17 protein-coding genes and 1 pseudogene are annotated in these 23,182 nt (G+C 63.0%); 3 read left to right on the forward strand and 15 right to left on the reverse strand.

The genetic code is table 11. The features are described 5' to 3' along the window. Window positions 1-63: 63 nt before the first annotated feature. From AXYL_RS12640 to AXYL_RS12695, 12 genes are all read right to left on the reverse strand, one after another. The gene (locus AXYL_RS12640; RefSeq protein ID WP_013393184.1) at window positions 64-1,032 is read right to left on the reverse strand and encodes a FecR domain-containing protein; all 969 of its coding nucleotides are present in this window, start codon (window positions 1,030-1,032) and stop codon (window positions 64-66) included. After that, a complete protein-coding gene (locus tag AXYL_RS12645; protein WP_013393185.1) occupies window positions 1,029-1,541 on the reverse strand; it encodes a sigma-70 family RNA polymerase sigma factor in 513 nt (170 codons plus the stop codon). The genes AXYL_RS12640 and AXYL_RS12645 overlap by 4 nt, the downstream gene beginning before the upstream one ends. Window positions 1,542-1,788: 247 nt before the next feature. Then, window positions 1,789-2,328 carry a flavin reductase family protein gene (locus AXYL_RS12650; RefSeq protein ID WP_237710001.1) on the reverse strand — a complete coding sequence of 180 codons (540 nt, stop codon included), beginning with the start codon at window positions 2,326-2,328 and terminating at the stop codon, window positions 1,789-1,791. Window positions 2,329-2,375: 47 nt separating this feature from the next. Then, window positions 2,376-3,404 carry a methionine synthase gene (locus tag AXYL_RS12655; RefSeq protein ID WP_041653397.1) on the reverse strand — a complete coding sequence of 343 codons (1,029 nt, stop codon included), beginning with the start codon at window positions 3,402-3,404 and terminating at the stop codon, window positions 2,376-2,378. A 27-nt stretch (window positions 3,405-3,431) separates the two neighbouring features. Next, complete coding sequence (locus tag AXYL_RS12660) at window positions 3,432-4,415, reverse strand: DUF1852 domain-containing protein (protein WP_013393188.1); 984 nt, start codon at window positions 4,413-4,415, stop codon at window positions 3,432-3,434. A gap of 243 nt (window positions 4,416-4,658) precedes the next feature. Beyond that, the gene (locus AXYL_RS12665; protein WP_013393189.1) at window positions 4,659-5,549 is read right to left on the reverse strand and encodes a LysR family transcriptional regulator; all 891 of its coding nucleotides are present in this window, start codon (window positions 5,547-5,549) and stop codon (window positions 4,659-4,661) included. Further along, window positions 5,542-7,302: an AAA domain-containing protein gene (locus AXYL_RS12670; RefSeq protein ID WP_013393190.1), complete on the reverse strand. Its 1,761-nt coding sequence runs from the start codon at window positions 7,300-7,302 to the stop codon at window positions 5,542-5,544. Before AXYL_RS12670 ends, AXYL_RS12665 begins: the two co-directional genes overlap by 8 nt. A 1-nt stretch (window position 7,303) precedes the next feature. Then, window positions 7,304-7,678 (reverse strand): hypothetical protein, encoded by a 375-nt coding sequence (locus AXYL_RS12675; protein ID WP_013393191.1) that lies wholly within the window; start codon window positions 7,676-7,678, stop codon window positions 7,304-7,306. A gap of 8 nt (window positions 7,679-7,686) precedes the next feature. Further along, a complete protein-coding gene (locus tag AXYL_RS12680; RefSeq protein ID WP_013393192.1) occupies window positions 7,687-8,910 on the reverse strand; it encodes a hypothetical protein in 1,224 nt (407 codons plus the stop codon). A gap of 5 nt (window positions 8,911-8,915) precedes the next feature. After that, window positions 8,916-10,931 (reverse strand): hypothetical protein, encoded by a 2,016-nt coding sequence (locus tag AXYL_RS12685; protein WP_013393193.1) that lies wholly within the window; start codon window positions 10,929-10,931, stop codon window positions 8,916-8,918. Window positions 10,932-11,114: 183 nt separating this feature from the next. Further along, on the reverse strand, window positions 11,115-12,263 hold the full coding sequence (locus AXYL_RS12690) for an NADH:flavin oxidoreductase (protein WP_013393194.1): 1,149 nt from the start codon (window positions 12,261-12,263) through the stop codon (window positions 11,115-11,117). A gap of 1 nt (window position 12,264) precedes the next feature. Then, the gene (locus tag AXYL_RS12695) at window positions 12,265-12,660 is read right to left on the reverse strand and encodes a RidA family protein (protein WP_013393195.1); all 396 of its coding nucleotides are present in this window, start codon (window positions 12,658-12,660) and stop codon (window positions 12,265-12,267) included. A gap of 140 nt (window positions 12,661-12,800) precedes the next feature. On the opposite strand from AXYL_RS12695, the gene AXYL_RS12700 reads away from it, so the two are divergent. Further along, window positions 12,801-13,709, forward strand: a complete 909-nt coding sequence (locus AXYL_RS12700) for a LysR substrate-binding domain-containing protein (protein WP_041655454.1) — start codon at window positions 12,801-12,803, stop codon at window positions 13,707-13,709. A gap of 33 nt (window positions 13,710-13,742) precedes the next feature. Here AXYL_RS12700 and AXYL_RS12705 read toward each other — a convergent pair. Beyond that, a pseudogene (locus tag AXYL_RS12705) lies at window positions 13,743-14,433 on the reverse strand (TetR/AcrR family transcriptional regulator). 15 nt (window positions 14,434-14,448) lie between these two features. On the opposite strand from AXYL_RS12705, the gene AXYL_RS12710 reads away from it, so the two are divergent. Then, entirely contained in the window at window positions 14,449-15,876 is a 1,428-nt protein-coding gene (locus tag AXYL_RS12710) for an MFS transporter (RefSeq protein WP_013393198.1), read from the forward strand. Window positions 15,877-15,922: 46 nt separating this feature from the next. Here AXYL_RS12710 and AXYL_RS12715 read toward each other — a convergent pair whose 3' ends face one another. Next, window positions 15,923-16,840 carry a LysR family transcriptional regulator gene (locus AXYL_RS12715; protein ID WP_013393199.1) on the reverse strand — a complete coding sequence of 306 codons (918 nt, stop codon included), beginning with the start codon at window positions 16,838-16,840 and terminating at the stop codon, window positions 15,923-15,925. Between the two features lie 153 nt (window positions 16,841-16,993). Here AXYL_RS12715 and AXYL_RS12720 point away from each other — a divergent pair, with 153 nt between their 5' ends. After that, a complete protein-coding gene (locus AXYL_RS12720) occupies window positions 16,994-19,576 on the forward strand; it encodes a penicillin G acylase (RefSeq protein ID WP_013393200.1) in 2,583 nt (860 codons plus the stop codon). Here AXYL_RS12720 and cydC read toward each other — a convergent pair. Then, window positions 19,548-23,159 (reverse strand): thiol reductant ABC exporter subunit CydC, encoded by a 3,612-nt coding sequence (cydC, locus tag AXYL_RS12725; protein WP_013393201.1) that lies wholly within the window; start codon window positions 23,157-23,159, stop codon window positions 19,548-19,550. The genes AXYL_RS12720 and cydC overlap by 29 nt on opposite strands. Between the last annotated feature and the right edge of the window lie 23 nt (window positions 23,160-23,182).

Below are 23,182 nucleotides of genomic sequence, written 5' to 3' on the forward strand. Positions count from 1 at the left end.
TCTTCGCCGTCGTTACAAATTTCCCGCGCGGCAGCGCGGACCGGGGGCCGCGGCCGCGCGGCGTCAGGCGCGATCGACGCTGACCCAGTAACGCGTGCGGTATCGCAGCCTGAGGTCCAGCACGCCGGCCGCCACCTCCAGCGCCTTGTCGGTGTCGTCGATGCGGAAGGCCCCGGTGACTTCCAGGTTTGCCACGCTGGGGTCGCAGCGCAGGATGCCGACGCGGTAGCGGCCCAGTTCCGCCAGGAAGCGGTCCAGCCGCATGCGGTTTGCGACCAGCATGCCGGCAGCCCACGCCGGTCCCTTGCCGTCGACCCGGGACGAGGGCGACAGCGCGCGGTCGTTGAACTCTGCCTGTTCGCCGGCACGGACCACCCGCCCGGCGGGATCCACGCGCACGGCGCCTTCAAAGACGGCGAGCTGCGCGGAGCCGAGGCCGTCGTCCAGCTGGCGCACGGCAAAACGCGTTCCGAGCGGAGTGAGGACTCCGTGCCGGGTCTGCACGCTGAAGGGGCGTCCGGCGGCATCCGCCGCCGTCGCGATCAGGATCTCTCCGCTGCGCAGCTTGATGCGGCGCTGCTGCGTGTCGTAGTGCAGCACCACCGCGGTATCGGTGTTCAACGTCAGGACGGTGCCGTCGGGCAGGGTCATGGTCCGCTGTTCGCCGGTGGCGGTGCGATAGACGGTGCTGCCGTCCCACCAGCCTTCGCGCGCGCCTGCCCATGCCAGCGTACCCAGGCAGATGCCGCCGGCTGCCCATTTCATGACGTTGCGGCGCGAACGCTGCTCGCAGTAGCGCAGGATGGTCTGGCTGGCGGCAGCCTCGGGCGCGTTGCCCGCGCTGACGGCGTCGACGTCGCGTCCAATGCCCCGTAAACGTTGCCACGCCAGCTCATGGCGCGCATCGGCCTGGCGCCATGCCGCACAGGCGGCCTGAGTGGCCGCATCGGGTGCATCTCCGGTCCGCATCATCCATCGCGCAGCCTGTTTGATGATGTCCGGATGCAGCCGTTCGCCCTGGGCGGCGTTCATGCGTAGAGCACCGCGTAGCAATGTTCCCAGGCCTTGACGATGTCCCGCTGCACGGCCGCCACCGAAATGTCGAGCTGCCGGGCGATGTCCCGATAGGGCATGCCTTCCACCTGCGCCAGCACGAAGACCCGGCGCGCGCGCGGCGGCAACTGCTCCAGCATGCGGCATACGGCGTTCAGCGCCTCCACCACCAGCGCGTGCGTTTCGGGGCTGGGTTCCAAGACGTCGCTGCGCGAGGCCAGCGTTTCCAGATAGGCCTGTTCCACGGCGCGGCGGCGCGACTGGTCGATCAGGAGGCGCTTGGCGACGGTGGTGAGAAAACCGCGCGGCTCGGCGAAGGCCGCGCGCGACTCGCTGCGCATGACGCGTTCAAAGGTGTCGTGCGCCAGATCCGCGGCGTTTTCGGTGTTGCCGCTGAGCCGGCGGCGCAGCATCTGCACGAGCCAGCCGTGATGCTCGCGATACAGGCTGACGAAATCGTCGGAGGATGCAAAGTCGGCGGGGGGCAAGGGGCTTCCATCCAAATGCTAATAGGAATGATTGCTAATTGTATAGGATCGTCGTTCCTTGCGTCATGCCTGCGTTGGCGGCTATGGGGTTGCGTGGCGAGCCACAGGCTGGAGCGTGACGCGGCCGAGCAGGAAGGTCGGCCGCGCTGCGAATGCGTCAGATGGTGTGAAGCGGCGGATCGACGGCCGCCGGTCGGCCGTGTGCCTGATCTATCGAAGCGGCAAAGAGGGCAGCGGAGGTCTACCCTTAAACCGCGCCATGCGCGGCGATGTTGCGATACTGTCCCTTGAAATACAGCAATGGCTGCGTAGAAGCAGCTTCTTGCAGGTCCAACGCCTTCACTTCGCCAATCACGATCAGATGGTCGCCCGCGGCATGTTCGGCATGGATCTCGCAATCAAGCCAGTGCAGGCTACCGGCAATGATCGGATTGCCGAGAGGCGATTCCCGCCAGTCCACGTCGTGCCACTTGTCCGTGCCTCGCTGAGCGAATTGGTTGGATATCCTGACCTGCTCATCCGACAGGATATTGACCACGAATCGGCCTGCCCGGCGGATTTTTGGATAGCTGGCGGAACTGCACATCACACTGAACGACACCAGCGGCGGACTCATCGAAACGCTATGGAACGACTGGCAGGTGAAGCCTATCGGCTGGCCTTCGATGTGCGATGTAATTACCGTGATGCCGGACGCGTAGTGCCCGAGCGCTTCGCGAAAGCGCCTGGGCTCGATCGCCGTACTGGAAAGTGACATGGTGGGGGTTGGATACTGGGTGCAGCTCATGCGGGGTCGTCGCGAGCAGTTCGCGACGACCATTTTCCGCCTTGGGATCAGTTCGAGAGTTCCTTGCGGATGATTTCCGCGCCGGCGCTCAAAGCGCTCAGCTTGCCTCTTGCGACGGCGCGAGACAAGGGAGCCATGCCGCAGTTGGTGCAAGGATAGAGCTTGTCGGCATCCACAAACTGAAGCGCTTTGCGCAGCGTATTGGCGACTTCCTCGGGGGTTTCAATGGTGTTGGTTGCCACGTCAATGGCGCCGACCATCACCTTCTTGCCCCGAATGAGTTCGATCAGATCCATGGGAACGCGGGAGTTCTGGCATTCCAGCGAGACGATGTCGATGCTGGATTTCTGCAGCTTGGGAAAAGCCTCTTCGTATTGCCGCCACTCCGATCCCAGCGTTTTCTTCCAATCCGTGTTGGCCTTGATGCCATAGCCATAGCAGATGTGGACGGCGGTTTCACACTTGAGCCCTTCAATGGCTTTTTCCAGCGTGGCTACGCCCCAATCATTTACTTCGTCGAAGAACACGTTGAAGGCGGGCTCGTCAAACTGGATGATATCGACGCCCGCGGCCTCCAATTCCCTGGCTTCCTGATTGAGAATCTTGGCGAATTCCCACGCCAGTTTTTCGCGGCTTTGATAGTGGCCGTCATAGAGCGTATCGATCATCGTCATGGGACCCGGCAATGCCCATTTGATTGGTTGCTTGGTCTGCTGGCGCAAGAACTTGGCATCTTCGACGAACACCGGCTTGCGGCGCGCCACGGCGCCCACGACCGTCGGCACGCTCGCGTCGTAGCGATCACGAATCCTGACGGTCTTGCGGTTCTCGAAGTCCACGCCTTCCAGATGTTCGATGAACGTCGTCACGAAATGCTGACGCGTTTGTTCGCCATCGCTGACGATATCGATGCCTGCGTGCTGCTGTTCTTGCAGAGACAAGCGCAGCGCATCCTGCTTGCCCTCGCTCAGGCCCTCATCCTGCAATTTCCAGGGCGACCAGAGTTTCTCGGGCTCTGCCAGCCAGGAGGGTTTGGGCAGGCTGCCGGCGGTGGAAGTGGGTAGCAATTTTTTCACAATAGATGCCTTGGTGCTTTTGATGGGTCAAAGAGGGTAGTTGGCGGACCACTGCTGAAGAATCGCCTGGTAGGGTTTGATGAAGTGTTCCTCGACAAACCGTCCCTGCTCGATCGCCAACTGGCTACGTTCCTCTCGATCGTAGACAATCCGGGTCAGTGAATAATCCTGGTGCTTCAGGCTGGGCTGATAGGATTTTCCCGCTGCGGAATTCGCGTTGTAGATCTCCGGCCGGTAGATCTTCTGGAAGGTATCCATCGTGCTGATGGTGCTGATGAGCTCAAGATTGGTGTAGTCGCTCAGCAAATCGCCGGAAAAATAAAAAGCCAAAGGCGCAGCGCTGTTCGGCGGCATGAAGTAGCGAACCTTCATCCCCATCTTCTTGAAGTACTCGTCAGTCAGGGAATATTCGTCCTGCTGGTATTCAACGCCCAGCACAGGGTGCTGGTTCTCGGTCCGGTGATAGGTCTTGCTGCTCGATACGCTCAGGCATATGACGGGCGGCTTGCTGAAGTGCTCCTTGTAAGTGCTTGAATTCACGAAGCACTTGAACAGCTTCCCATGCAGGTCTCCAAAATTCTCCGGAGTGCTGAATCCCGGCTGATTCTTGGTGTGTTCCAGCAGCAGCACGCTGAAGTCATAATCCCGCACGTACGAGGAGAAGTTATTCCCTACGATGCCTTCGATGCGTTCGTTGGTTTTGTTGTCGACGATGCTCGTCTTCAGTATTTCGATCAAGGGGAGGGCATTGCCGCTGCTCGCGCCGGCTATGCTCATCTCGACGGAAATGATCTCAAGGTTGACGGCATAGCGGTCGCCCTTGGGATTGTCCCAATGCGCCAAGGCATTGAAACGATTGTCTATCATCCTGAGGGTGTTGCGCAGGTTCTCCTGGCGACTCGTGCCCCGGGCAAGATTGGCGAAGTTGGTTGTGATCCGCGTATTGTCTGAAGGACGATAGTCCTCATCAAAACAAATGCTCTTGATGGCAAATTCAAACTCGTTGCTCATTGTGCTCTGCTGCCCTGAATCCTGAGATAAAACCCGCGTCTATGTCCTGCTTTTTCAGCGCTGCTTGTTTTCTTTTTTATTTCAGCAGTCTTGACTTTGGCGGTACAGGGGGCGTAGTTTATGTCGCGCTATCCATGAATAAAAGTGAATTGATCTCATGGATCAATTAGATTGGCTCATGGATGGGTGGGCGGCCGATCTGCCCGCAGATCTGACCGCCTGGCGAGCAGACGCCGCCGTGAATCAAGCCGTGGCGGGCTTTTTCGCTTGTTCAATGAATGCGCGCATGTAGTCGATACCGACATCTGCCTCGCGCGCGCCCAGATAGATGTGTTTGGCAATGCCTTTCTTGCCCAGCCGGACCGGCACCACATTCATCGTGTCCGCATACTCCAGCACCAGCCAGCGTGGCAACGCCGCCACTCCACGGCCGCTGGCGACCATCTGCAGCATGATGTCGGTGGTCTCGATGGCCTTGTGCCGCTTGGGCGTGATGCCGGCGGGCGTCAGGAACATGTTGTAGATGTCGAGCCGGTCGACCGGCACCGGATAGGCCACCAGCACTTCGTTGGAGAGTTGTTTGGGGGTGACATACTCCTCCTTGGCAAGAGGGTGGTTGCCAGCGACGACCAGCACCTGTTCGTAGTCGAACACGGGCTCGAACACGAGCCCAGGCTTATTCAGCGGATCAGGTGTGACCAGCAGGTCGATTTCGTAGCCGAACAGCGCCCCGATGCCCCCAAACTGGAATTTCTGCTTCACATCCACGTCCACATCCGGCCAGGCCGCCAGATACGGGGAGACGATCTTCAGCAGCCATTGGTAGCAGGGATGGCATTCCATGCCGATCCGCAGCGATCCGCGCTCTCCCTGGGCGAACTGGCGCAGGCGTTCTTCGGCCAAGGCCAGTTGCGGCAACACCCGATTGGCCACCGCCAGCAGGTACTGACCGGCTTGGGTGAGTCTCAGGCTGCGGCCTTCACGCAGCCAGATGTCGGTGCCCAGCTGCTGCTCCAGCTTTTTCATGCTGTGGCTCAAAGCGGACTGCGTCACGTGCAGGACGCCAGCGGCGGCAGTCAGTGAACCCTGCTTTTCCACCTCCTGCACGATGGATAGATGGACACGATCAAGCATCATCAAAATTCGTGATTTGTTGAAGTCTCGCCAGTTTACTCAGGACCTCGATATTCTTGCTTTCGACGTACTTCAAATCGCCGACAAGGTAGACCGCATCACGCGCGCGGGAGATTGCTACGTTCATTCGACGCGCATCCCCGTAGAAGGTTGCAGGTCCGGTCGTGCGCACAAATGAAAAGAAAACGATGTCGGCTTGGCGTCCTTGGAATGCGTCGACGGTATCCACCTCGACCGCCAGGTGCTCCTTGATGTCGAGCGTCTTGATAGCCTCCTTCAGCGCCCTGCACTGAGCGCGGTAAGGCGTAATCACAGCCACGCTGAGCTTTCTATCATGGGAATTCGCGGCTTTCCCTTTGCGGCGCTGGCACATCTCAAGCAGCCTGTGCGTGATGATCTCGACTTCCCGTTGATTCTCAAGCACTCCGCCTTGCCGCACCGGCACACGGAAGCCGCGCGATTCATAAGTAAACCATCCAAAGTGCGTGAATTCGTGATCGCTTTCTTCGCGGTGATGGTCGAGCGAGCCGCTGTAGAAGTTCTCGGAGATGAATGAGCCGATGTGAGGCAGCATGCGGTACTGCTTGCCCAGCTGTCCCTTCATGGTGGCTGGAAGATTCTCGAAAATCCTGTCGATCACGCCGTCTTTGATAAGGCGAGCCTTGGATATGGCCAGGGTATCCAGTGCGTCGTTTTCTTCTTCACAGAACGTCGGAGGCAGCTGCTTGTGGTCGCCGACCAAGATGCACTTGCGGGCAACGCACATGGCCATGATCCATTCGGGCAGGGTGGCCTTGGAGCATTCATCAACGATGGCCAGATCGAAATCTTCGCTATCCGCGTCCAGCAGGTGATCGATCTGGTTGCAGGTGACGCCAATGATCTGGTGATTGTCTGCCAGGTTCTGGAACTGCCATCGCGGTACCTGAACCTCCCCGTTTTCCACGTCCCCTTGTTCCAGGACGTTATAGAGCACGTTGGTGAGCCGGGGGGCGAAGTTCAGTGCCTTGTTCCACACCTCGTTTGCGCGAATCGCCGCAGCCGTTCCCTGTGTGTGTTCGGACTCATACTCGGTGACGGCGTAGCGCGGGTAGCGCATGGTCTTCGAGCGCATCTGGTCGTCTCCGATCTTGCATAAGCGATCCAGTGCGTTATCGACCGCCACGTGCGTTTCCGAGGTGACCAGGATGCGGGCATTCGGCTTCGCTTTCAGCGTTTGCAGGATGATCTCCACGATTGCGGTCGTCTTGCCCGTGCCAGGTGGACCCTGCAAGAAAAACAAATCCTCGGCCGCCATCGCGCTCTTGATGAGCTTGAAGGCGTGGTCGTCTGGATCGTCGTAGCCAGGCTGAATGGGCTTGTTGATGATCAGGCTCATGTTGTCCAGAGCCATCACTTGGGATGCCTCGTCCATGATCGCCTTGACCTTCTGTTCTGCCTCTTTGTCCAGCGGGCGCCGCTGGCGACTGCCGGCCGAGCCGTCCACGCCCACACGGTCGCCTTGTCGGGAGTCTTTGCTGCTGTAGTAGTGGTGCAGCAGCCGGTTGTGATTGATGTTGCAGTTCGCGCCCTGGCGAAAGCGAATCAGGAACTTGATTTGGCGCTCGTACTTGACGCAAGTCAGCCGATCGTCGATGGAGAGTTCCAGGACTTTTGTCAGGTACTCCAACCAGTCGTCGAGGTGGTCGATGAAGTCGAACACGGGCCCCGGCGGCATGGACTGAGGCTGTTTGTCATTGATGGCGAGTTCCATATCAGTTGACCGTGGCTCTCAGCAGCGTTTCAACGCCGGATGGATTGTTCATGCCAAGGTTCATGACGACCTTGCGGATCAGTCGAGGCTTGGCCTCATCGCCTACGGCAGTCATAGGCAACACGATGGGCCTGCCAACAATCTCCTCGACGATCGCCATGTCAGGGTCGATGGACAGCACGCCCATATTTACCTCCGCCATGTTTGCGGAAAGCAGCGCATCAAGGGATAGAAGGATTCGCGATTTTGAGAATTGCGGCAACGCGGCCAGCAGCCTGTCGCGAGAGGTGTAGCCCAGGCGCACTGCGTAGCAGATGGCCAGAATCGACTCTTTCAGGTTTGGCTTGCGCCATTGGAAAGTGATTTCAGACTTCATTTATTGGTCTACGGGTTCGGGTTCCTGGACTGGTAGTGCTTGCGTCGGTCTTCTCGTGTGCTCACGCCGATCGCCCGGTGCACATCGAAGTCTTTGCCCATGCTGAAGATCTGCATGATGCGACGAATGCTCTCGTCAGGCTGCAGTGATTCGAACTTGCCCAGCCGTTCCCTGAGTTCGTTGCCGCGGGAGTAGACCACTTGGCGTGCCGTGGAGATTTCGCGGCGCTTGTCGCCGGCCGCTTGCCTGGCCCTGAAGAGTCTTTCGCGCATGACCTTGTCCTGGTCAAGCGTGTCGAAGTTCTTGAGCTTGTGGTTTGCCTCGATCTTGGCCCTGATGGCGTTGAACTCTTCCTGGATGCCGTTGAACTCCTCATTGGCCTCAAGCTGGAGGGCGGCTGTTCCTCGGTGTATGGAGATCAACTTGGGTAATGTGACGTCGCCCTCGATCTCGGCGATCCAGCTGTTGGCCAGGTCGTTTTCTGTCAATGCGGAACCAAATCGGTCACTGAGCTTGTCCTTGATCTTGCCAAAAATCTCGCTGCACTTCCTGTACTGTTCGCTGAGGTCGGCCTTGTTTGCCTTGTGCTCCTCCATGAGCTCTCTGGACGCCGCGATCCGCTGATCGCGTTCATGGCGTAGCTCCTTGAGCTCGGTTTGAAGACGCATGGAATGGCTCTTCAAGCGGCTGAGGTCGTGTCTGATCGAATCGGTGTTGTTTTTTTGGCTGGTCCTCACGTGGCGCGCCGTACGCTCGATAAACGTGGAGCTGACCTGGATGGGACGCTGCCTGATCATGTTGTTCCACTCGGCTCGCTCATTACGCTGGGTAAGCCTGTTCAGCTCGACCTGAAGCGCTGCGATGAAGTCCAGGATCTTTAGCTTGGTGTCGATGCGCTCGGAAAGCAAATCAATTTGTTGGCCCGTTATGGACGTGTTCATCCATGAGTCAAAGCAAACGAACATCTTGTCCTGGAAGTCTCCAAGATGTGAGACATAGGCTTGGGCCCTGCCAACTTGCTCATTCAGGAACTCAATGAGGTCCTTGAGTTCAGCGTCGCGTTTTTTCTTGAAAGCGGCGACCTCTGCCCTGTACTCGTCAGCCTTGGCGTGCAAGCGGTCCCGAGCCGCCTTTTCGTGCTGTTCGAGCTGATGGATAAGTGCGTTTGCCGTTGCAGTTTCTTTTTCCAGTGATCTCCCACAGAAAAAGTGCATTATTTTTTTCAAAATCATGGGTATCACGCCTGAAGCAGAAACTCATATGCCTGGTCGAATCCAGTGATGGCGGGCAGGGTCAGATCTACGCGGTCCTTCAGCGCCCCGTCCAGCTGATACTTGAGCTGGCGGTCCTCCGGACTATCCGAGAGCCCCTGATCCACAAGCTGGTTCAGGTGCGCAATCTCGTCCCTGTAAGCGTCAATGCGCAGCTGGGCCTCGTATTCTTTGAGTTTTTGCGACGAAACAACGTTCGTCTCGTCCTGGTAGCGCTTGATCACGGGATGGAACATCAGATATTTCAACTCCAGGTGCTTATCGAGGCTCGCGCGCATTTCCCCGAACTTGTCGCTGGCCTGCTGTATGACTTCACGCCTGGCCTGTTCGTACTGAAGATCCATGGCATGGATCTGGTACTCGAACTGCTCCATCAGTTCTTGCATCTGCCTGCGTTCCGCAGCGTCAATCTGGTCGAAGCGGCGATACAGTTCCGCCTGTAGTGACTTGAGTTGGCTCTTGCGCGTGCGGTACTCAGACAGGACAGAGATTGCACCGCTGAATGGAATGCAATCTGTCCAGACAAATGTGTTTTCGGACATGGTTCCGACCGATGTCGCGTACTGAGCAAGCGTGATGTGGCCAATCTCAAGCTTCGCCGCTGCATCAGTGATATCTTTGATCGCGATCTTCGAGCCTACGCCCTGGAAGTGTCCGACAAACGAGCCAATCGCCAGCGAGAACCCGATGGCGAAGACTGCGCCGAGGGCGATGGGGCCGAGCGCTCCCAGGGTTGTCCCAAATACCGTCACCGAAGCCACGTTGGAGGCGATGAACTGCCCCAGGAAGGCCGACGCCGGCGCGGCCAGGCTGGTGGCGCAGGTGACGCCAACGATCTGGATAGTGCTGCCGATGGATGATGATGCGAATTCGATGCTGTCGATTTCGCCCTGGGAGAACTTGTAGAGGTTTTCGCCTAGGGATATGGCGATGGCCACTGTCGCGGCAGCGACGTTGCCCTTTGTCATCTGCTGGCCTATGGTGCCGCCCAGCGAAGATGCGCTGGCCTTGGCGGCGGCGCCTCCCGCAGCCTTCGCCGCCGTTTTTGCCGCTGCCTCTGCGGCCGCATCAGCCATCAGCTGCCCAAGATGCTGGACGCCGGTGACGGCAACAGCACGGGCTGAGCCTTTTAGCGCGCTGAACACTATGTTCTGAGCAGCTTCCATGCAGCGCTCTTTGGTCATGGGCTCGTTGCTGGTCATGAAGCTGTAGAGCTCTCCGGCAGCGGCCGATGAGGCGCCGGTCAAGGCACCAGACTGCACGGCGTTGCGGTACTGCATGCGATTGAATTCCGCGCGGACCCGTGCCTTGTCCTTGTAGTCCGGGCCTTCGCCCTTTTTCCTTGCCTCTTTGGCCAGTTCTTCGGCGCTGCCTTTTCCCTTGCGGTTCAGGCCCGTGCTTTCGATGTTCTTGCCATCGTTTGATGAGATCTTTCCTGTGGCCTTGTCGGCCGTGTCCTTGTAGCTTTCAGCGACATCAGGGCGGTTTCCCTCAGCCTTGGACGCGCGCTTGCCGGCCGAATTCTTGACCTCCTGGACCTGATCGTCGGGGACCACCTTGCCCACGGCGTCGTACCGTTTGGGCGAAAGCGCAGCTGCTGTTGAATCCCCGTCCTTGTAGAACTTCACCTGATAGTCGTGGCTGCCATCAGGGGTTTGCACACGGATATCTGTCACCGGGTCATTGACCTGCCCGACATCGAGCGTGGCCGTGTGGTTCAGCTGCCCCTTTGCAGCGGCTTCGATGTTGAATGAGCCTGCGTGGTGTGCCTCTGCAGTGAAGCCTTGCTGGACATCAATCGATTGCTTGGATAAATCACCACTTTTGGTGGTGATTGAATCCATGATCTTGGTTTTGTAGTCTGCGAGGGCACTGTTCAGTGCATCGCCCTGGAGCTGGTTGAATCCGCCTGCCGCAAGTGAAAAACTGAAATCTACGCTCTCCGATTTGTGCTTGGAATCATGTTTTTTTTGAGTGGGCATAAATCGTTGAAAAAATGATTCTTTTGAAAGAGTGGCGCAGAAGCGATGTAAAAATAATCCTTGAAATAATACGCAAATGGTTCACGTGTGGTGGTTTCAATAACCATCATTTTTCGTGCCATTTCGAGTATTTGCATGAAATGTAGAGTGTTCCAGATTGGCAGCAGCGGGGCGGATTCAAATTCACCGATTTCCAAGCGTTCCTTCGCGATGCCGCGCCGCATTGGCAAGGTCCGCGATCGGCGCCAGCAGCTCCCGGTCAAAACTCTCAAGCGTCGCGCCAGCGCGCAATCTTGCTGGCCAATCGGAATGCGTCAGCGCGCCACGTCCGAGCGAAACGAAGTCTGCCTCCTGCCGCGTCATCATCCCGCCGGCCGCCATCGGGTCATGCAGCGATCCGTTGGCCAGCACCGGGACTGGAACGTGCCGCCGCGCCAGCGCCGCAAGGCTGGGACCCTCATCATCAAAAGCCGGACGCCAGGCCTCGAACTCGGTTGTGTGCAGATAATCGATGGGCTGCGCGCCCAGCGTGCGGTAGATTTGCGCCGCATCCGCCTGACCGCCTTCCCACTTGTGGGTGAAGTCGTTGACCTTGCCCTGTGAACTGCGCACGCCCACGACGAAGTGCTGCCCAACCGACTGGCGTACGGCCTGGATGACCTCCACGGTCAAGCGCAGCCGGTTGTCCAGGCTGCCACCATAGCGATCTTCGCGCAGATTGGTGTAGCGGGTGAGGAACTGGTCCAGCAGATAGCCGTTGGCGCCGTGTATTTCTACGCCGTCGAAGCCCGCTTCCTGTGCCCTGCGCGCTGCGTGCGCGTATCCTTCGACCGCCTCTGCGATGTCCTCGTCCGACATGGCTTCAGGCATCCGGTACGGCCCCTCTCCCCGATAGAACGTCATCTGCTGCCCCTTGGGTTGCACGGCCGATGGACCCTTCGTCGTGTCGCGATGGGGATTGCCCTGCGACAGTGCGCCCGCATGCATGAGCTGGGCGATGATGCGGCCGCCGTGCGCATGCACGCGATCCACCACGGCGCGCCAGGCGTCGCGCTGGACGTCGTCGGTGAGGCCGGGCTGGAACAGGTAGCCCTGCGCGTGGGCCCGGTCGGTATAGATGCCTTCGGTGATCACCAGGCCGAAGCCGCCGGCCGCAAAGGCTGCATAGTAGTCGGCCATTTGCGGCGTGGCGCGGCCATCTTCCGTCGCGCTGACGCGGGTCATGGGCGCGACGGCGAGACGATTGGCCAGCGTCAATCCTCTGTCCAGCCGCAGCGGCGTGAACAGCCCGGCCTGCGCGGCGCCGTCCGGACGATAGTCGAGCGCGTCCATGTCAGCGGCCCTCCTGCGGACGCACGGCGGCGATGGCCTCGATCTCGATCATGGCGGCGGGGTCGTAGAGCGCCTTGATCTCGGCGATGGTGTCGGCCGGGTAGGGGGCCGAGAAGAAACGGCGGCGCAGCGTCACCACGTCCTGGAAATGCCCCATGTCGGTGACGAAGATGGTGACCTTGATGACGTCCTTCAGGCTGGAGCCGCCGGCTTCCAGCGCGCGGCGCAAGTTCAGGAAGGCTTGTTCGCCTTGGGCCAGAAAGCCGCCGGCGACGATCTTGCCGTCATCGCCGGCGCCCGCCTGGCCGGAGATGAACAGCAGATTGCCGAACTGGATGCCCTGCGACAGCAGGAACGGTTCGTAGTTGTCAGGCTGGGTGATGACGCGCTGTAGCATGATGCGATTTCCTTCATTTATGGGTGAGTGGCTGGAGCGGCGTGAAAATCGCTGATCCATGCCTCCAATGTAGGGATGTGCGGTTGTGGTGACAAAGGTTCATTTGTCAGCTATAAGATGAGTAAATCTCATCTATGACCATGCAACGCCGATCTCTCCCTCTTTCCGGACTGCGCGTGTTCGAAGCCGCCGCGCGCCTGGGCAGCTTTAAGGCCGCCGCCCAGGAACTGGCGGTCACGCCGACCGCTGTCAGCCACCAGATCCGCGCGCTGGAAGCGCAAACCGGGCTGGCGCTGTTCGACCGCCATGTGCGCAAAGTGTCGCTGACCGAAACGGGCGCGCAGCTCTATCCCGTGCTGCGCGATGGGTTCGATGCCTTCGAGGCGACGCTGGCGCGCTTGACGCAGCAGCGCGCGCGGACGCAGGTGACCATTTCCGCAACCAACGCGTTCACGGTGAAGTGGCTGGTGCCGCGCATGGCCGATTTCCGCAGCCGGCATCCCGGCATCGATCTGCAGTTGCAGGCCAGCGACGACGTGGTGGACCTGCGATCGGCCGCGGTCGACATCGCGATCCGCTATGGCCGCGGGCCGTATCCGGGCCTCGTCGCGCAGCCGCTGTTCACCGACCGTTTCGCGCCCGTGGCGAATCCGCGCCTGGGGGTCTCATCGACGGACGATCTGGCTCGCGTGCCCTTGATCCGTTTCAACTGGAAGTGGTCTCATCCGGACAATCCGACCTGGGAGCGCTGGTTCGACGTCGCGCAGCGTTCCCTGCCACGGCAGGCGGGCCAGTTGCGTTTTTCCGATGAGGGCCATGCCATACAGGCGGCGGTTGCGGGCCATGGCGTGGCGCTGGTCAGCCTGCCGTTGATCGCCGAAGAGCTGGAAGCAGGCCATCTGGTTCAGCCCTTCGGCCCGGTGATAGCGGGACACACCTATCACCTGGCCATGCTTGCGGATCGGCCGCCCTCGGCGCCTGTGCAGGCGGTTGCGCAGTGGTTGAGTGCACAGGCGGCGACGCAAGAGCCAGGCTCGCGCGAAGCTTAGGCGAGCAGGTTGTTGGAGGCTGGCGCGCTGCTTTCAGTGCGCCGCGTTTGCAAGCAGATCGGCGACCGCTGCCTTGGCGCGGCCGAATTCCGCATGGTCGTCCATCGACGCGGCAACGTTGGCAAATGCCTGGTAGGCGAGCAGCTCCATGACGAGTTTTGCCTCGTCGGCATCGGCCGCAATTTGCCCCTGTGCCTTGGCTTCGCGGATCAAGCCGCGCAGGCGTGCTCGGCCTGCCTCGCGGTATTGCTGGATCGCGTCGCGCAAGGGGCCGGGGCGCGCGCGATATTCGCTGCTTACCGCAGTAATGACACAGCCGCCCGGAAGCTGGCGGGTCTCCACGAAGTCGAACCAGCCGCTCATCAGGGCGCGCAGCCGCGCCAGCGGGGTGCGCTTGCGCATGGCCGGTTCAATGACCTGGGTCTGGTACAGGCCGATCGCATGGGCCAAGGCTGCCAATTGCAGGCTTTCCTTGTCGCCGAACAGAACCTGGAGATTGCTTTTCCCCACTTCAGCCCGTTCGGCCACCTGGCCGAAGGTCAGGCCGCCCAGGCCTTCGACGGAGAGGAGTTTCACGGCTTCGTCCAGCACGCGGGCGCGCGCGCGCTCGCCGCGCAGCCGGCGGCCATCGGGGGGGGGGAGGGAGGCAACGGGTTCATGGGAGCCTGTTCTTTTACTTGCACGAGTTCGATTCATCCACGATACTATAAATACGATCGTATATATATAAACGTGAAAAATGAACCAGGCTTTTGCGCTGCAAGCTGAACAGAACCGCCCCGGCCGCGCCCTTGCGGTGCTGTTGACGGGCAACTTCGTGACGATCCTGGATCTGTTCATCGTCAATGTCGCATTGCCCAGCATCCAGAGCGGCTTGTCGGCCAGCGATACCGACTTGCAGCTGGTCGTGGTGGCCTACGCATTGGCTTATGGCTTGTGCCTGATAAATGGCGCGCGCCTGGGCGATCTTTTCGGGCGACGGCGCTTGTTCCTTGCCGGCATGGGCCTGTTCACCCTGGCTTCGGCCCTGTGCGGGCTGGCGCTCACGCCATGGCAGCTGATCCTGGCGCGCGCGCTGCAAGGCGTGGGCGCGGGCGTCTTGATGCCGCAGGTGCTCGCTTCGATCAGGGTCATGTTCGAGGGAGACGCGCGCAGGCGCGCGTTCGGGATCATGGGCGCCGTGCAGGGCGTGGCGGCAAGCCTCTCGCAACTGTTGGGCGGGATACTCATCACGCTGAATCCGCTGGATTTGGGATGGCGGCTGGTGTTTCTCATCAACGTGCCTATCGGCATCGCCGCGTTGATGGCGGGGCGGCGGGCGCTGCCCGAATGGCGGGCGCCGGTGCCGACGCGGGTGGACCTGCGCGGGGCGCTTGCGGGTGCTGCCGGGCTGGCCTTGATCCTGGTTCCTGTGATGGAGGGACGAGAGCATGGCTGGCCCTGGTGGTCGCTGGCCGGGCCTGTGCTGGCGCTGGGGGTGTTGGCGTACTTTGTCCACTATGAAAAGACGCTGGCCCGGCGCGGTGGGGTGCCTGTGCTGGATATGCGGCTGTTTGCCAACCGGCCATTCGTGGCGGGCATAGGCGCGGTGTTTTTCTTTTTTTCGGCAATCAGCTCGTTCTTCTTCGCGCTGACGCTGCTGTTGCAGTTCGGGCTGGGATTGGCGCCGCTGATGGCGGGCGCAGTGTTCACGCCTTCGGCGCTGGCATTCTTTGGCGCTTCGCTTGCGGGTCCGAAACTGGCGGCGCGCTATGGACGCGCGGCGCTGTTGTGCGGCGTGCTGGTTTTCACCGCGGGCTTGGGGCTGTCCGCGATCACCGCCGCGACGCAACCCCAGAACCTGACGCTGCTGGTGATATCGCTGCTGCTGAACGGCGCAGGACAAGGACTGGTGATCCCGCTGGCATTCAATGCCATTCTTGGATCGGTGCAAGAGGAACAGGCGGGCATGGCCTCAGGGATGCTCAGTACCTTGCAAGTCGTCGGGACTTCCACCGGCGTCGCGGTGGTGGGCGGCGTGATATTCACGATGCTCGGGGCCGCGGGGAGCTGGTCCGCCGGGGATGGCGCATGGCTCTATGGGCGGGCGCTGGCGGTGGCGATGTCCTACAACCTTGCCGCCGCGCTGCTCAGCCTGGTCTTTTTCAGGATGGCGACGCGCCGATAGCCCGGGCGCTTGAACACCGCCCGGATCAACCGCTCCCGGCCTGGGCCTACGCCCTGAATGCCGCAAACCCGTCCCAACACTCGCGCGTGAAGTCATACAGCGCGTCCTGCGCCGTCAAGGGCGTGCGCCCCGCCAGCCGGGCCAGTGCATAGTGGCCTTGGCGCTGCGGATCGGACGGGATCGGCACTTCGACTAGCAACCCGGCTTCTTGCTGTCTGCGCGTGACGCAGATCACGCCTAGCAGCAACGCGTCCGAGCGCAATGCCAGCTCGACCAGCGCGTCCAGGTTTTCGCAGCGGTGGGTGACCATCTGTTCGGGCGCGCCGCCCGGTCCCAGCGTTTCCGCCAGCCGCAGCGAGACCTCGGGGCTGAGCGTGCTGGAGGCCACCGGGTACTGGCGGACCTGTTCTATGCCTGGCCGCTTGTGAGCAAGGATGGGATGGCCCTTGCGGCAGACCAGACCGGCCCGCAAGGGGGGCAGGGGACGGGTTTCCAGGTCGGCCGCGTCATACAGCATGCGGGCATCGCAGACCATTGCGTGGAGGCGCTCGGCGCGCAGCATCTCCAGCAAGGCGGCGGTGGCGCCCAGCTCGACGCCGACGCGCACCTGGGGATGGCGTTCAGCCATGTGGGCCAGAAAGGGCGACAGCAGCAGGGACGCGGGCGCCGGGCTCAGCCCGATGGACAGGGTGCCGGATTCGCCGCTGTGCAAGGTTTTCAGCTCGCGCTGCAATTCCGCTTCCTCGAAGCGCATGCGGCGCGCGCGTTCGGCCACGCAGGCGCCGTAGGGCGTCAGGCGCACGCGGCGGGTGCCGCGGTCCAGCAGGGGCAGGCCGAGTTCGGCTTCGAGCGCCTGGATGCTGCGGCTGAGCGCCGGTTGCGACAAGTTGACCGCCTCTGCGGCGCGCGAGTAAGTGCCGTGTTCGACTACCGCCAGCAAGTGCTTGAGTTTCTGAAAATCCATGTGCAGACCGCATAAATACTATGAAATAAATGCATTGGAATTATAGAAGCGCGATTCGTATGATGGTTCGCAGACGGCGCCCGCAGAGGCGCCGCAAACCGCGTCCGGGACTCGCACCGCGGCGCGGCTCGACAAATACGGAGACAGATTCGAATGAAGCAGCACTTGTTGTCGGCCGCCATCCTGGCGGCCTGCGCGGCCATGGGCGCGCAAGCCCAGGCCCAGGACGTCCAGCAAAATTCCGGGAAGCAGGCCGAGGCCGGGGCGCGCCCGGCGGGCGCGGCCAGCGGCCAGGTCACGATACGGCGCGACGGCTATGGCATGCCGCATGTGTACGCCAATACCGTGTACGGCATCTTCTACGGCTATGGCTATGCGGTGGCGCAGGACCGATTGTTCCAGATGGAGATGGCGCGGCGCAGTACCCAGGGCCGCGTGGCCGAGGTGCTGGGCCAGCCCATGGTGGCCTTCGACAAATCCATCCGCGGCAACTTCTCGCCCGAGCGCATCCAGCGCCAGCTGGCCGCGCTGCCGGCATCCGAGCGCCAGATCCTGGACGGCTATGCGGCCGGCATGAACGCCTGGATCGCGCGGGTGCGCGCCGAGCCCGGCAGCCTGATGCCCAAGGAATTCAATGACCTGCGCTTTCAGCCCGCGGACTGGACGGCCTACGACGTGGCGATGGTGTTCGTCGGCACCATGGCCAACCGTTTTTCCGACGCCAATAGCGAGATAGACAACCTGGCGCTGCTGACCGCCTTGAAGGACAAGCAGGGCGACGCGCGCGCCATGCAGATCTTCAATCAGCTGCGCTGGATGACCGACAGCCGCGCGCCCACCACCGTGCCCGAGGAAGAGGGCGTGTACCGGCCCGATGGCGCCAAGCCGCCCGCCAAGCTGTCCTATGCGCTGCCGCGCTACGACGGCACGCCGCCCATGCTGGAACGCGTGGCGCGCGATCCGCAGACGCGCGGCGTGCTGGACGAGGCGCCCGCGGCCGTGCCGGCGCGGCTGCTGGCGCAGTTCGCGGAATCGGGGCAGCCGGGAATCGCCGGCTTTCCGACCACCAGCAATATGTGGATCGTGGGCCGCGACCACGCCAAGGACGCCCGCTCCATCCTGCTGAACGGGCCGCAGTTCGGCTGGTGGAATCCGGCCTATACCTACGGCATCGGCCTGCACGGCGCGGGCTTCGACGTGGTCGGCAACACGCCGTTCGCCTATCCCAGCATCCTGTTCGGCCACAACGCGCATGTGACCTGGGGCTCGACCGCGGGCTTTGGCGACGACGTGGACATCTATGCCGAAAAGCTCGATCCGAACGACCGTACCCGCTACTTCCACGACGGCGTCTGGAAGACGATGGAAAAGCGCACGGAACTCATCGAGGTCAAGGACGCGCAGCCGGTGGTGATGGATGTGTATCGCACGGTGCACGGCATCGTCACCAAGTTCGACGACAAGCAGCACGTGGCCTACGCCAAGGCGCGCGCCTGGGAAGGCTATGAACTGCAATCGCTGATGGCCTGGACCCACAAGGCGCAGTCGCGCAACTGGGACCAATGGAAGCAGCAGGCCGCGCGCCACGCGCTGACCATCAACTGGTATTACGCGGACGACAAGGGCAACATCGGCTACGCGCACACGGGCTTCTATCCCAAGCGCCGTCCGGGCCATGATCCGCGCCTGCCCGTGCCCGGCACCGGCGAGATGGATTGGATAGGCATGCTGCCGTTCTCGACCAACCCGCAGGTCTACAACCCGCGCCAGGGCTTCATCGCCAACTGGAACAACCAGCCCATGCGCGGCTATCCGTCGACCGACCTGTTCGCCATCGTGTGGGGGCAGGCCGACCGCTATGCCGAGATCGAAACCCGCCTGAAGGCAATGACGGCCCATGGCGGCAAGGTCAGCGCGCAGCAGATGTGGGACCTGATCCGCACCACCAGCTATGCCGACGTGAACCGCCGCCACTTCCTGCCGTTCCTGCAGCAGGCGGTGCAGGGGCTGCCTGCCGACGACGCGCGGGCGCAGTTGGTGACGGGGCTGGCGTCCTGGGATGGCATGGGCACCAGCGACAAGCAGGCCGGCATCTACGACAACGCCGGTCCGGCCGTGATGGACGCCTGGCTGCGCGCCATGCTCAAGCGCACGCTGGCCGACGAGATGCCTGCCGATTTCTTCAAGTGGTACAGCGCCACCGGCTATCCGACGCAGACGGCGCCTGCCACCGGTTCGGTCAACCTGACGGTGGGGGTGAAGGTGCTGTTCAACGCGCTGGCCGGCCGCGACGCGGGCGTGCCGCAGCAGTACGACTTCTTCAATGGCCAGCGGCCGCAGGACGTGACGCTGGCCGCGCTGGACGATGCGCTGGCGGCCTTGCAGAAGGCCTATGGCCAGGATCCTGCCAGCTGGCGCATACCCGCGCCGCCGATGGTGTTCGCGCCCAAGAACTTCCTGGGCGTGCCGCAGGCGGACGACAAGGCGGTGTTGAGCTTCCCAGCTACGCAGAACCGCGGCACCGAGAACAACATGACCGTGTTCGACGGCCGCGGCGTGCGCGCGGTGGACGTGGTGGCGCCGGGGCAGAGCGGCTTTGTCGCCCCGGACGGCACGCCGTCGGTCCACACCCGCGACCAGTTCGACCTGTACACCGGCTTTGGCAACAAGCGGGTGTGGTTCACGGATGCGGAAGTGCGTGCCAATGCTAAGTCGGTAGAGACGTTGCGCTACTGACGGCGTAGCCGCCCTGGTGGCTGGCCAGCCGCGCATAGACCCCTTGCCGCTTGAGCAATTGATCGTGCGTGCCGGCCTCGGCCAGGGTGCCGCGCTCCAGCACCAGGATCAGGTCGGCATCGCGTATCGTCGACAGGCGATGCGCGATGACCAGCGTGGTCCGGTGGCGCATCAGCACGTCCAACGCGCCGCGCACCTGCATTTCAGACAAGGTGTCCAGATGCGAGGTGGCTTCGTCCAGGATCAGCACGGGCGCGTTTTTCAGGAAGGCGCGGGCAATCGAGATGCGCTGGCGCTGGCCGCCGGATAGCTGCATGCCGCGTTCGCCCACGCGCGTCGCCAGGCCGTCCGGCAGTGCGCGCACGAAGTCCGACAGCGCCGCCTGTTCCAGCGCGCGCGCCAGGTCCTCGCGGCTGGCTTCGGGCCGCGCCAGCCGGATGTTGCCTTCCAGCGTGTCGTTGAACAGATAGGTATCTTGCGTCACCAGCGCCACGCGTTCGCGCAGGCCGTCCAGTTGCAGTTCGCGCAGGTCCACGCCGTCCAGCTTGACCTGGCCCGCGCGCGGATCCCAGAAGCGCAGCAGCAGGCTGGCAACCGTGCTCTTGCCCGCACCGGACGCGCCCACCACCGCCACGGTGGCGCCGGCCGGCACCTTGAAACTCAGGTCGCGCAGGGTGTCTTCCTGTTTGCCGGGATAGGCGAAGCTGACATGGTCGAAGGTCAGCGACAGGCCATAGGCAGAGACAGGCGCAGGCAGCGGCCCGTCGGTCACCGGCTCGGGCTCGTTGGCGACTACGTGCAGGCGGCGGGTGGCGGCGATGGTGTCGGCCAGTTGCCGGCTGACCTGCGAGATCTCGGACACCGGCAGGAAGGTGGCCAGGGCGATCAGCACCAGCAGGGGCAGCATGCCGGCCGAAAGCGCGCCGGCCGATACTTGCAACGCGCCCACGACCGCCACGGCTACGCCGCCCAGGCCCATCGCGATCTCAAAGCCGGCGGTCTGCCGGGACAGGTCATCCATGATGTCCAGCCGGCGGGTCCGGTAATGGTCCGCCACGCGCAGGAATTCATCGCGCCGGCGGCCGGTGGCCTGGAAGGCGGTCAGGTCGGCCAGGCCCTGGATGGTGTCGGTGGTGTGGGCGCTCATCTCGCCCAGCGCCTCGCGCGCCTTGTCGCCCAGGGCGTCGACCTTGCGGCGGCCGCGCACCGGCGACACCAGCGCATAGGCCAGGAAGGGCAGCAGCGCCAGCGCCACCGGCCAGCTGTAGACGCCCAGGAAACCCAGCACCGATAGCGGCACCAGCACCGAAACGATGGCCGGGGCGATGGTGTGGGCATAGAAGTACTCCACCATTTCCACGTCCTGGGTGGCCAGCGCCACCAGGTCGCCGGAGCGGCGCTGCAACAGGTAGGCCGGCGCCAGGCGCTCCAGCTTGTCGTAGAGCTTGACCCGCATGTCGGCCAGCAGCTGGTACGCCATGGCGTGCGCCAGCCAGGACTCCAGCCAGTGAAACAGCGCGGCCAGGGGCGCCGCGATCAGCAGGCCGACGATCAGGGCCGAGTAGTCGCGGCCGTCGCGGATGGCGGCGACGATCAGCGCGCTGAACACGCCCACGCCGATGTAGGCCGCGACCCGTGCCACGCCCAGCAGGATCGTGGCGGTCAGCGTGCCGCGCCACGGCCGCACTACCGACAGCAAGGTGCCGAGCGTGGCGCGCCAGCCGACCTGCACCGCGTCCGCGTCCAGCGAGCGCAGGGCCGGGCCTTGCGCGCCGGATTCCTGGCCGGAGGCATCGCGGTCCGCGGCGCGCGTGGGGGCGGCCATGGCCGGGGCGGCGGATCCCGCCGACGGATTGCGGTGCGCGGCGGCCTGCTCATGCATCAGGCGGTAGTACAGGCCGCCTTGCCGCATCAGTTCCGCATGCGGTCCTTCCTCCGCGACCCGGCCCCGGTCCAGCACCAGGCAGCGGTCGGCGCCGATGACGCTGGCCAGGCGGTGCGCCAGGATCAGCGTGGTGCGCCCGGCCATCAGGCGGTCCAGCGCCTGCTGGATCAGCGCTTCGTTTTCGGTATCTACCGACGACAGCGCCTCGTCCAGGATCAGGATGGGCGCGTCGCGCAACAGCGCGCGGGCGATCGCCACGCGCTGGCGCTGGCCGCCGGACAGTTGCAGGCCGCGTTCGCCGATGCGGGTGGCGTAGCCCTCGGGCAGCGCCATGATGAAGTCGTCGATATTGGCGGCGCGGGCGGCGGCGCGCACCTGTTCGTGGGTGGCGTCGGGGCGGCCCAGCCGCAGGTTGTCGTCGATGGTGCCGTGGAACAGGGTGATGTCCTGGCTGACCAGCGCGATGTGCGACAGCAGCGCCTGCGTATCCAGTTCGTTCACGTCATGGCCGCCGATGCGGATGCGGCCGGACTGGGGCACGCATTCGCGCAACAGCAGGCGCACGATGGTGGATTTGCCGGCGCCGCTGGGGCCGACCACGCCGACGCGTTCGCCCGCCGCGATACGGAAGCTCAGGCCCTGGTGGGCGCGGCGTTCGGGCGTGTAGGAGAACGCGACGTTATCGAACTCGATGGTGGGCGCCAGCCGGCCGGGCGTCTTGCCGCCGGCGGCGGGCGCGGGCGTCAGGGGCTGCGCATCCGTCAGCGCATGGATGCTGGCGGCGGCCGACTGGCCCAGCATGCCCCGGTGCAATACCGAACGCAGGTCGCGCAGCGGGCGGAAGATCTCGGTGCCGGCCATCAGCACGATCAGCAGGGCTTCCACGCTCATGTCGCCGTGGGCCACGCGCCAGGCGCCCAACGTCAGCGCCAGCGCCGCGCCCAGTGCCACGCCCAGGTCGCTGATACCGCGCGTCAGCAGGCTGACCGACAGCACCCAGAAGGTATTGTCCGACAGGCTGCGGGCGCGGGCGGCCAAGCGCTGGCCCCAGGCCTTGCCCTGGCCATAGGACTTCAGGGTGGGCAGGCCCTGCACCGCGTCCAGGAAATCCTCGCCGAAATCGTTCAGCGACTTGCTGCGGGCCAGGCTGGCGCGGCGGTCCAGCATGTGCACCGCCATGGGTCCGAACAGCGCGAACAGCGCCGCCGCCAGGAACACCAGCGCGGTGGGCACGTCCCAGAACGCAATCACGGCGAAAATGGCGAAGGGCGCCGCGGCGGCGATCGCGACCTGCGGCAGGTATTGGCCGAAGAAGGCCTGCAACTGCTCGACCCCGTCCACCACCGTCAGCATCACGCCGCCGGTGCGCTGGTTGGCGAACCAGGCCGGGCCCAGGGACACGATGCGGTCATAGAGCCGGGCGCGCAGCGCATGTTGCACGGTGGCGGCGCAGCGGTTGGCCTGCACGGTGCGCCAGTGGTCCAGGAAGGCGCGCAGCAGCACCATGGCGGCGGCGCACAGCGCGGGCGCAAGCCAGTCCTGAGGCGGCGCGCCGTCGAACACGCGGGCCAGCAGCTGGCCCAGGAACACGTAGCGGGCGATGCCCGCCGCCAAGGCCAGCAGCCCCAGGAAAATGCCGCCCGCCATGCCGGCGCGCAAGCCCGCCGTCAACTGCCAAAGGCGCGAATCGAAATACATAGCAAACTCCTTTCAGTGCTTGC

The organism is Achromobacter xylosoxidans A8 (genome assembly GCF_000165835.1).
GTDB classification, from domain to species: Bacteria; Pseudomonadota; Gammaproteobacteria; order Burkholderiales; family Burkholderiaceae_B; genus Achromobacter; species Achromobacter xylosoxidans_B.

Bases quoted from the DNA above. Each gene is read 5' to 3' on its own strand.
- AXYL_RS12680 (WP_013393192.1), bottom strand. From the start codon at position 8,910: ATGATTTTGAAAAAAATAATGCACTTTTTCTGTGGGAGATCACTGGAA.
- AXYL_RS12710 (WP_013393198.1), top strand. From the start codon at position 14,449: ATGAACCAGGCTTTTGCGCTGCAAGCTGAACAGAACCGCCCCGGCCGC.
- AXYL_RS12715 (WP_013393199.1), bottom strand. From the start codon at position 16,840: ATGGATTTTCAGAAACTCAAGCACTTGCTGGCGGTAGTCGAACACGGC.
- AXYL_RS12660 (WP_013393188.1), bottom strand. From the start codon at position 4,415: ATGAGCAACGAGTTTGAATTTGCCATCAAGAGCATTTGTTTTGATGAG.
- AXYL_RS12650 (WP_237710001.1), bottom strand. From the start codon at position 2,328: ATGAGCTGCACCCAGTATCCAACCCCCACCATGTCACTTTCCAGTACG.
- AXYL_RS12665 (WP_013393189.1), bottom strand. From the start codon at position 5,549: ATGCTTGATCGTGTCCATCTATCCATCGTGCAGGAGGTGGAAAAGCAG.
- AXYL_RS12685 (WP_013393193.1), bottom strand. From the start codon at position 10,931: ATGCCCACTCAAAAAAAACATGATTCCAAGCACAAATCGGAGAGCGTA.
- AXYL_RS12670 (WP_013393190.1), bottom strand. From the start codon at position 7,302: ATGGAACTCGCCATCAATGACAAACAGCCTCAGTCCATGCCGCCGGGG.
- AXYL_RS12720 (WP_013393200.1), top strand. From the start codon at position 16,994: ATGAAGCAGCACTTGTTGTCGGCCGCCATCCTGGCGGCCTGCGCGGCC.
- AXYL_RS12640 (WP_013393184.1), bottom strand. From the start codon at position 1,032: ATGAACGCCGCCCAGGGCGAACGGCTGCATCCGGACATCATCAAACAG.
- AXYL_RS12695 (WP_013393195.1), bottom strand. From the start codon at position 12,660: ATGCTACAGCGCGTCATCACCCAGCCTGACAACTACGAACCGTTCCTG.
- AXYL_RS12700 (WP_041655454.1), top strand. From the start codon at position 12,801: ATGCAACGCCGATCTCTCCCTCTTTCCGGACTGCGCGTGTTCGAAGCC.
- cydC (WP_013393201.1), bottom strand. From the start codon at position 23,159: ATGTATTTCGATTCGCGCCTTTGGCAGTTGACGGCGGGCTTGCGCGCC.
- AXYL_RS12690 (WP_013393194.1), bottom strand. From the start codon at position 12,263: ATGGACGCGCTCGACTATCGTCCGGACGGCGCCGCGCAGGCCGGGCTG.
- AXYL_RS12675 (WP_013393191.1), bottom strand. From the start codon at position 7,678: ATGAAGTCTGAAATCACTTTCCAATGGCGCAAGCCAAACCTGAAAGAG.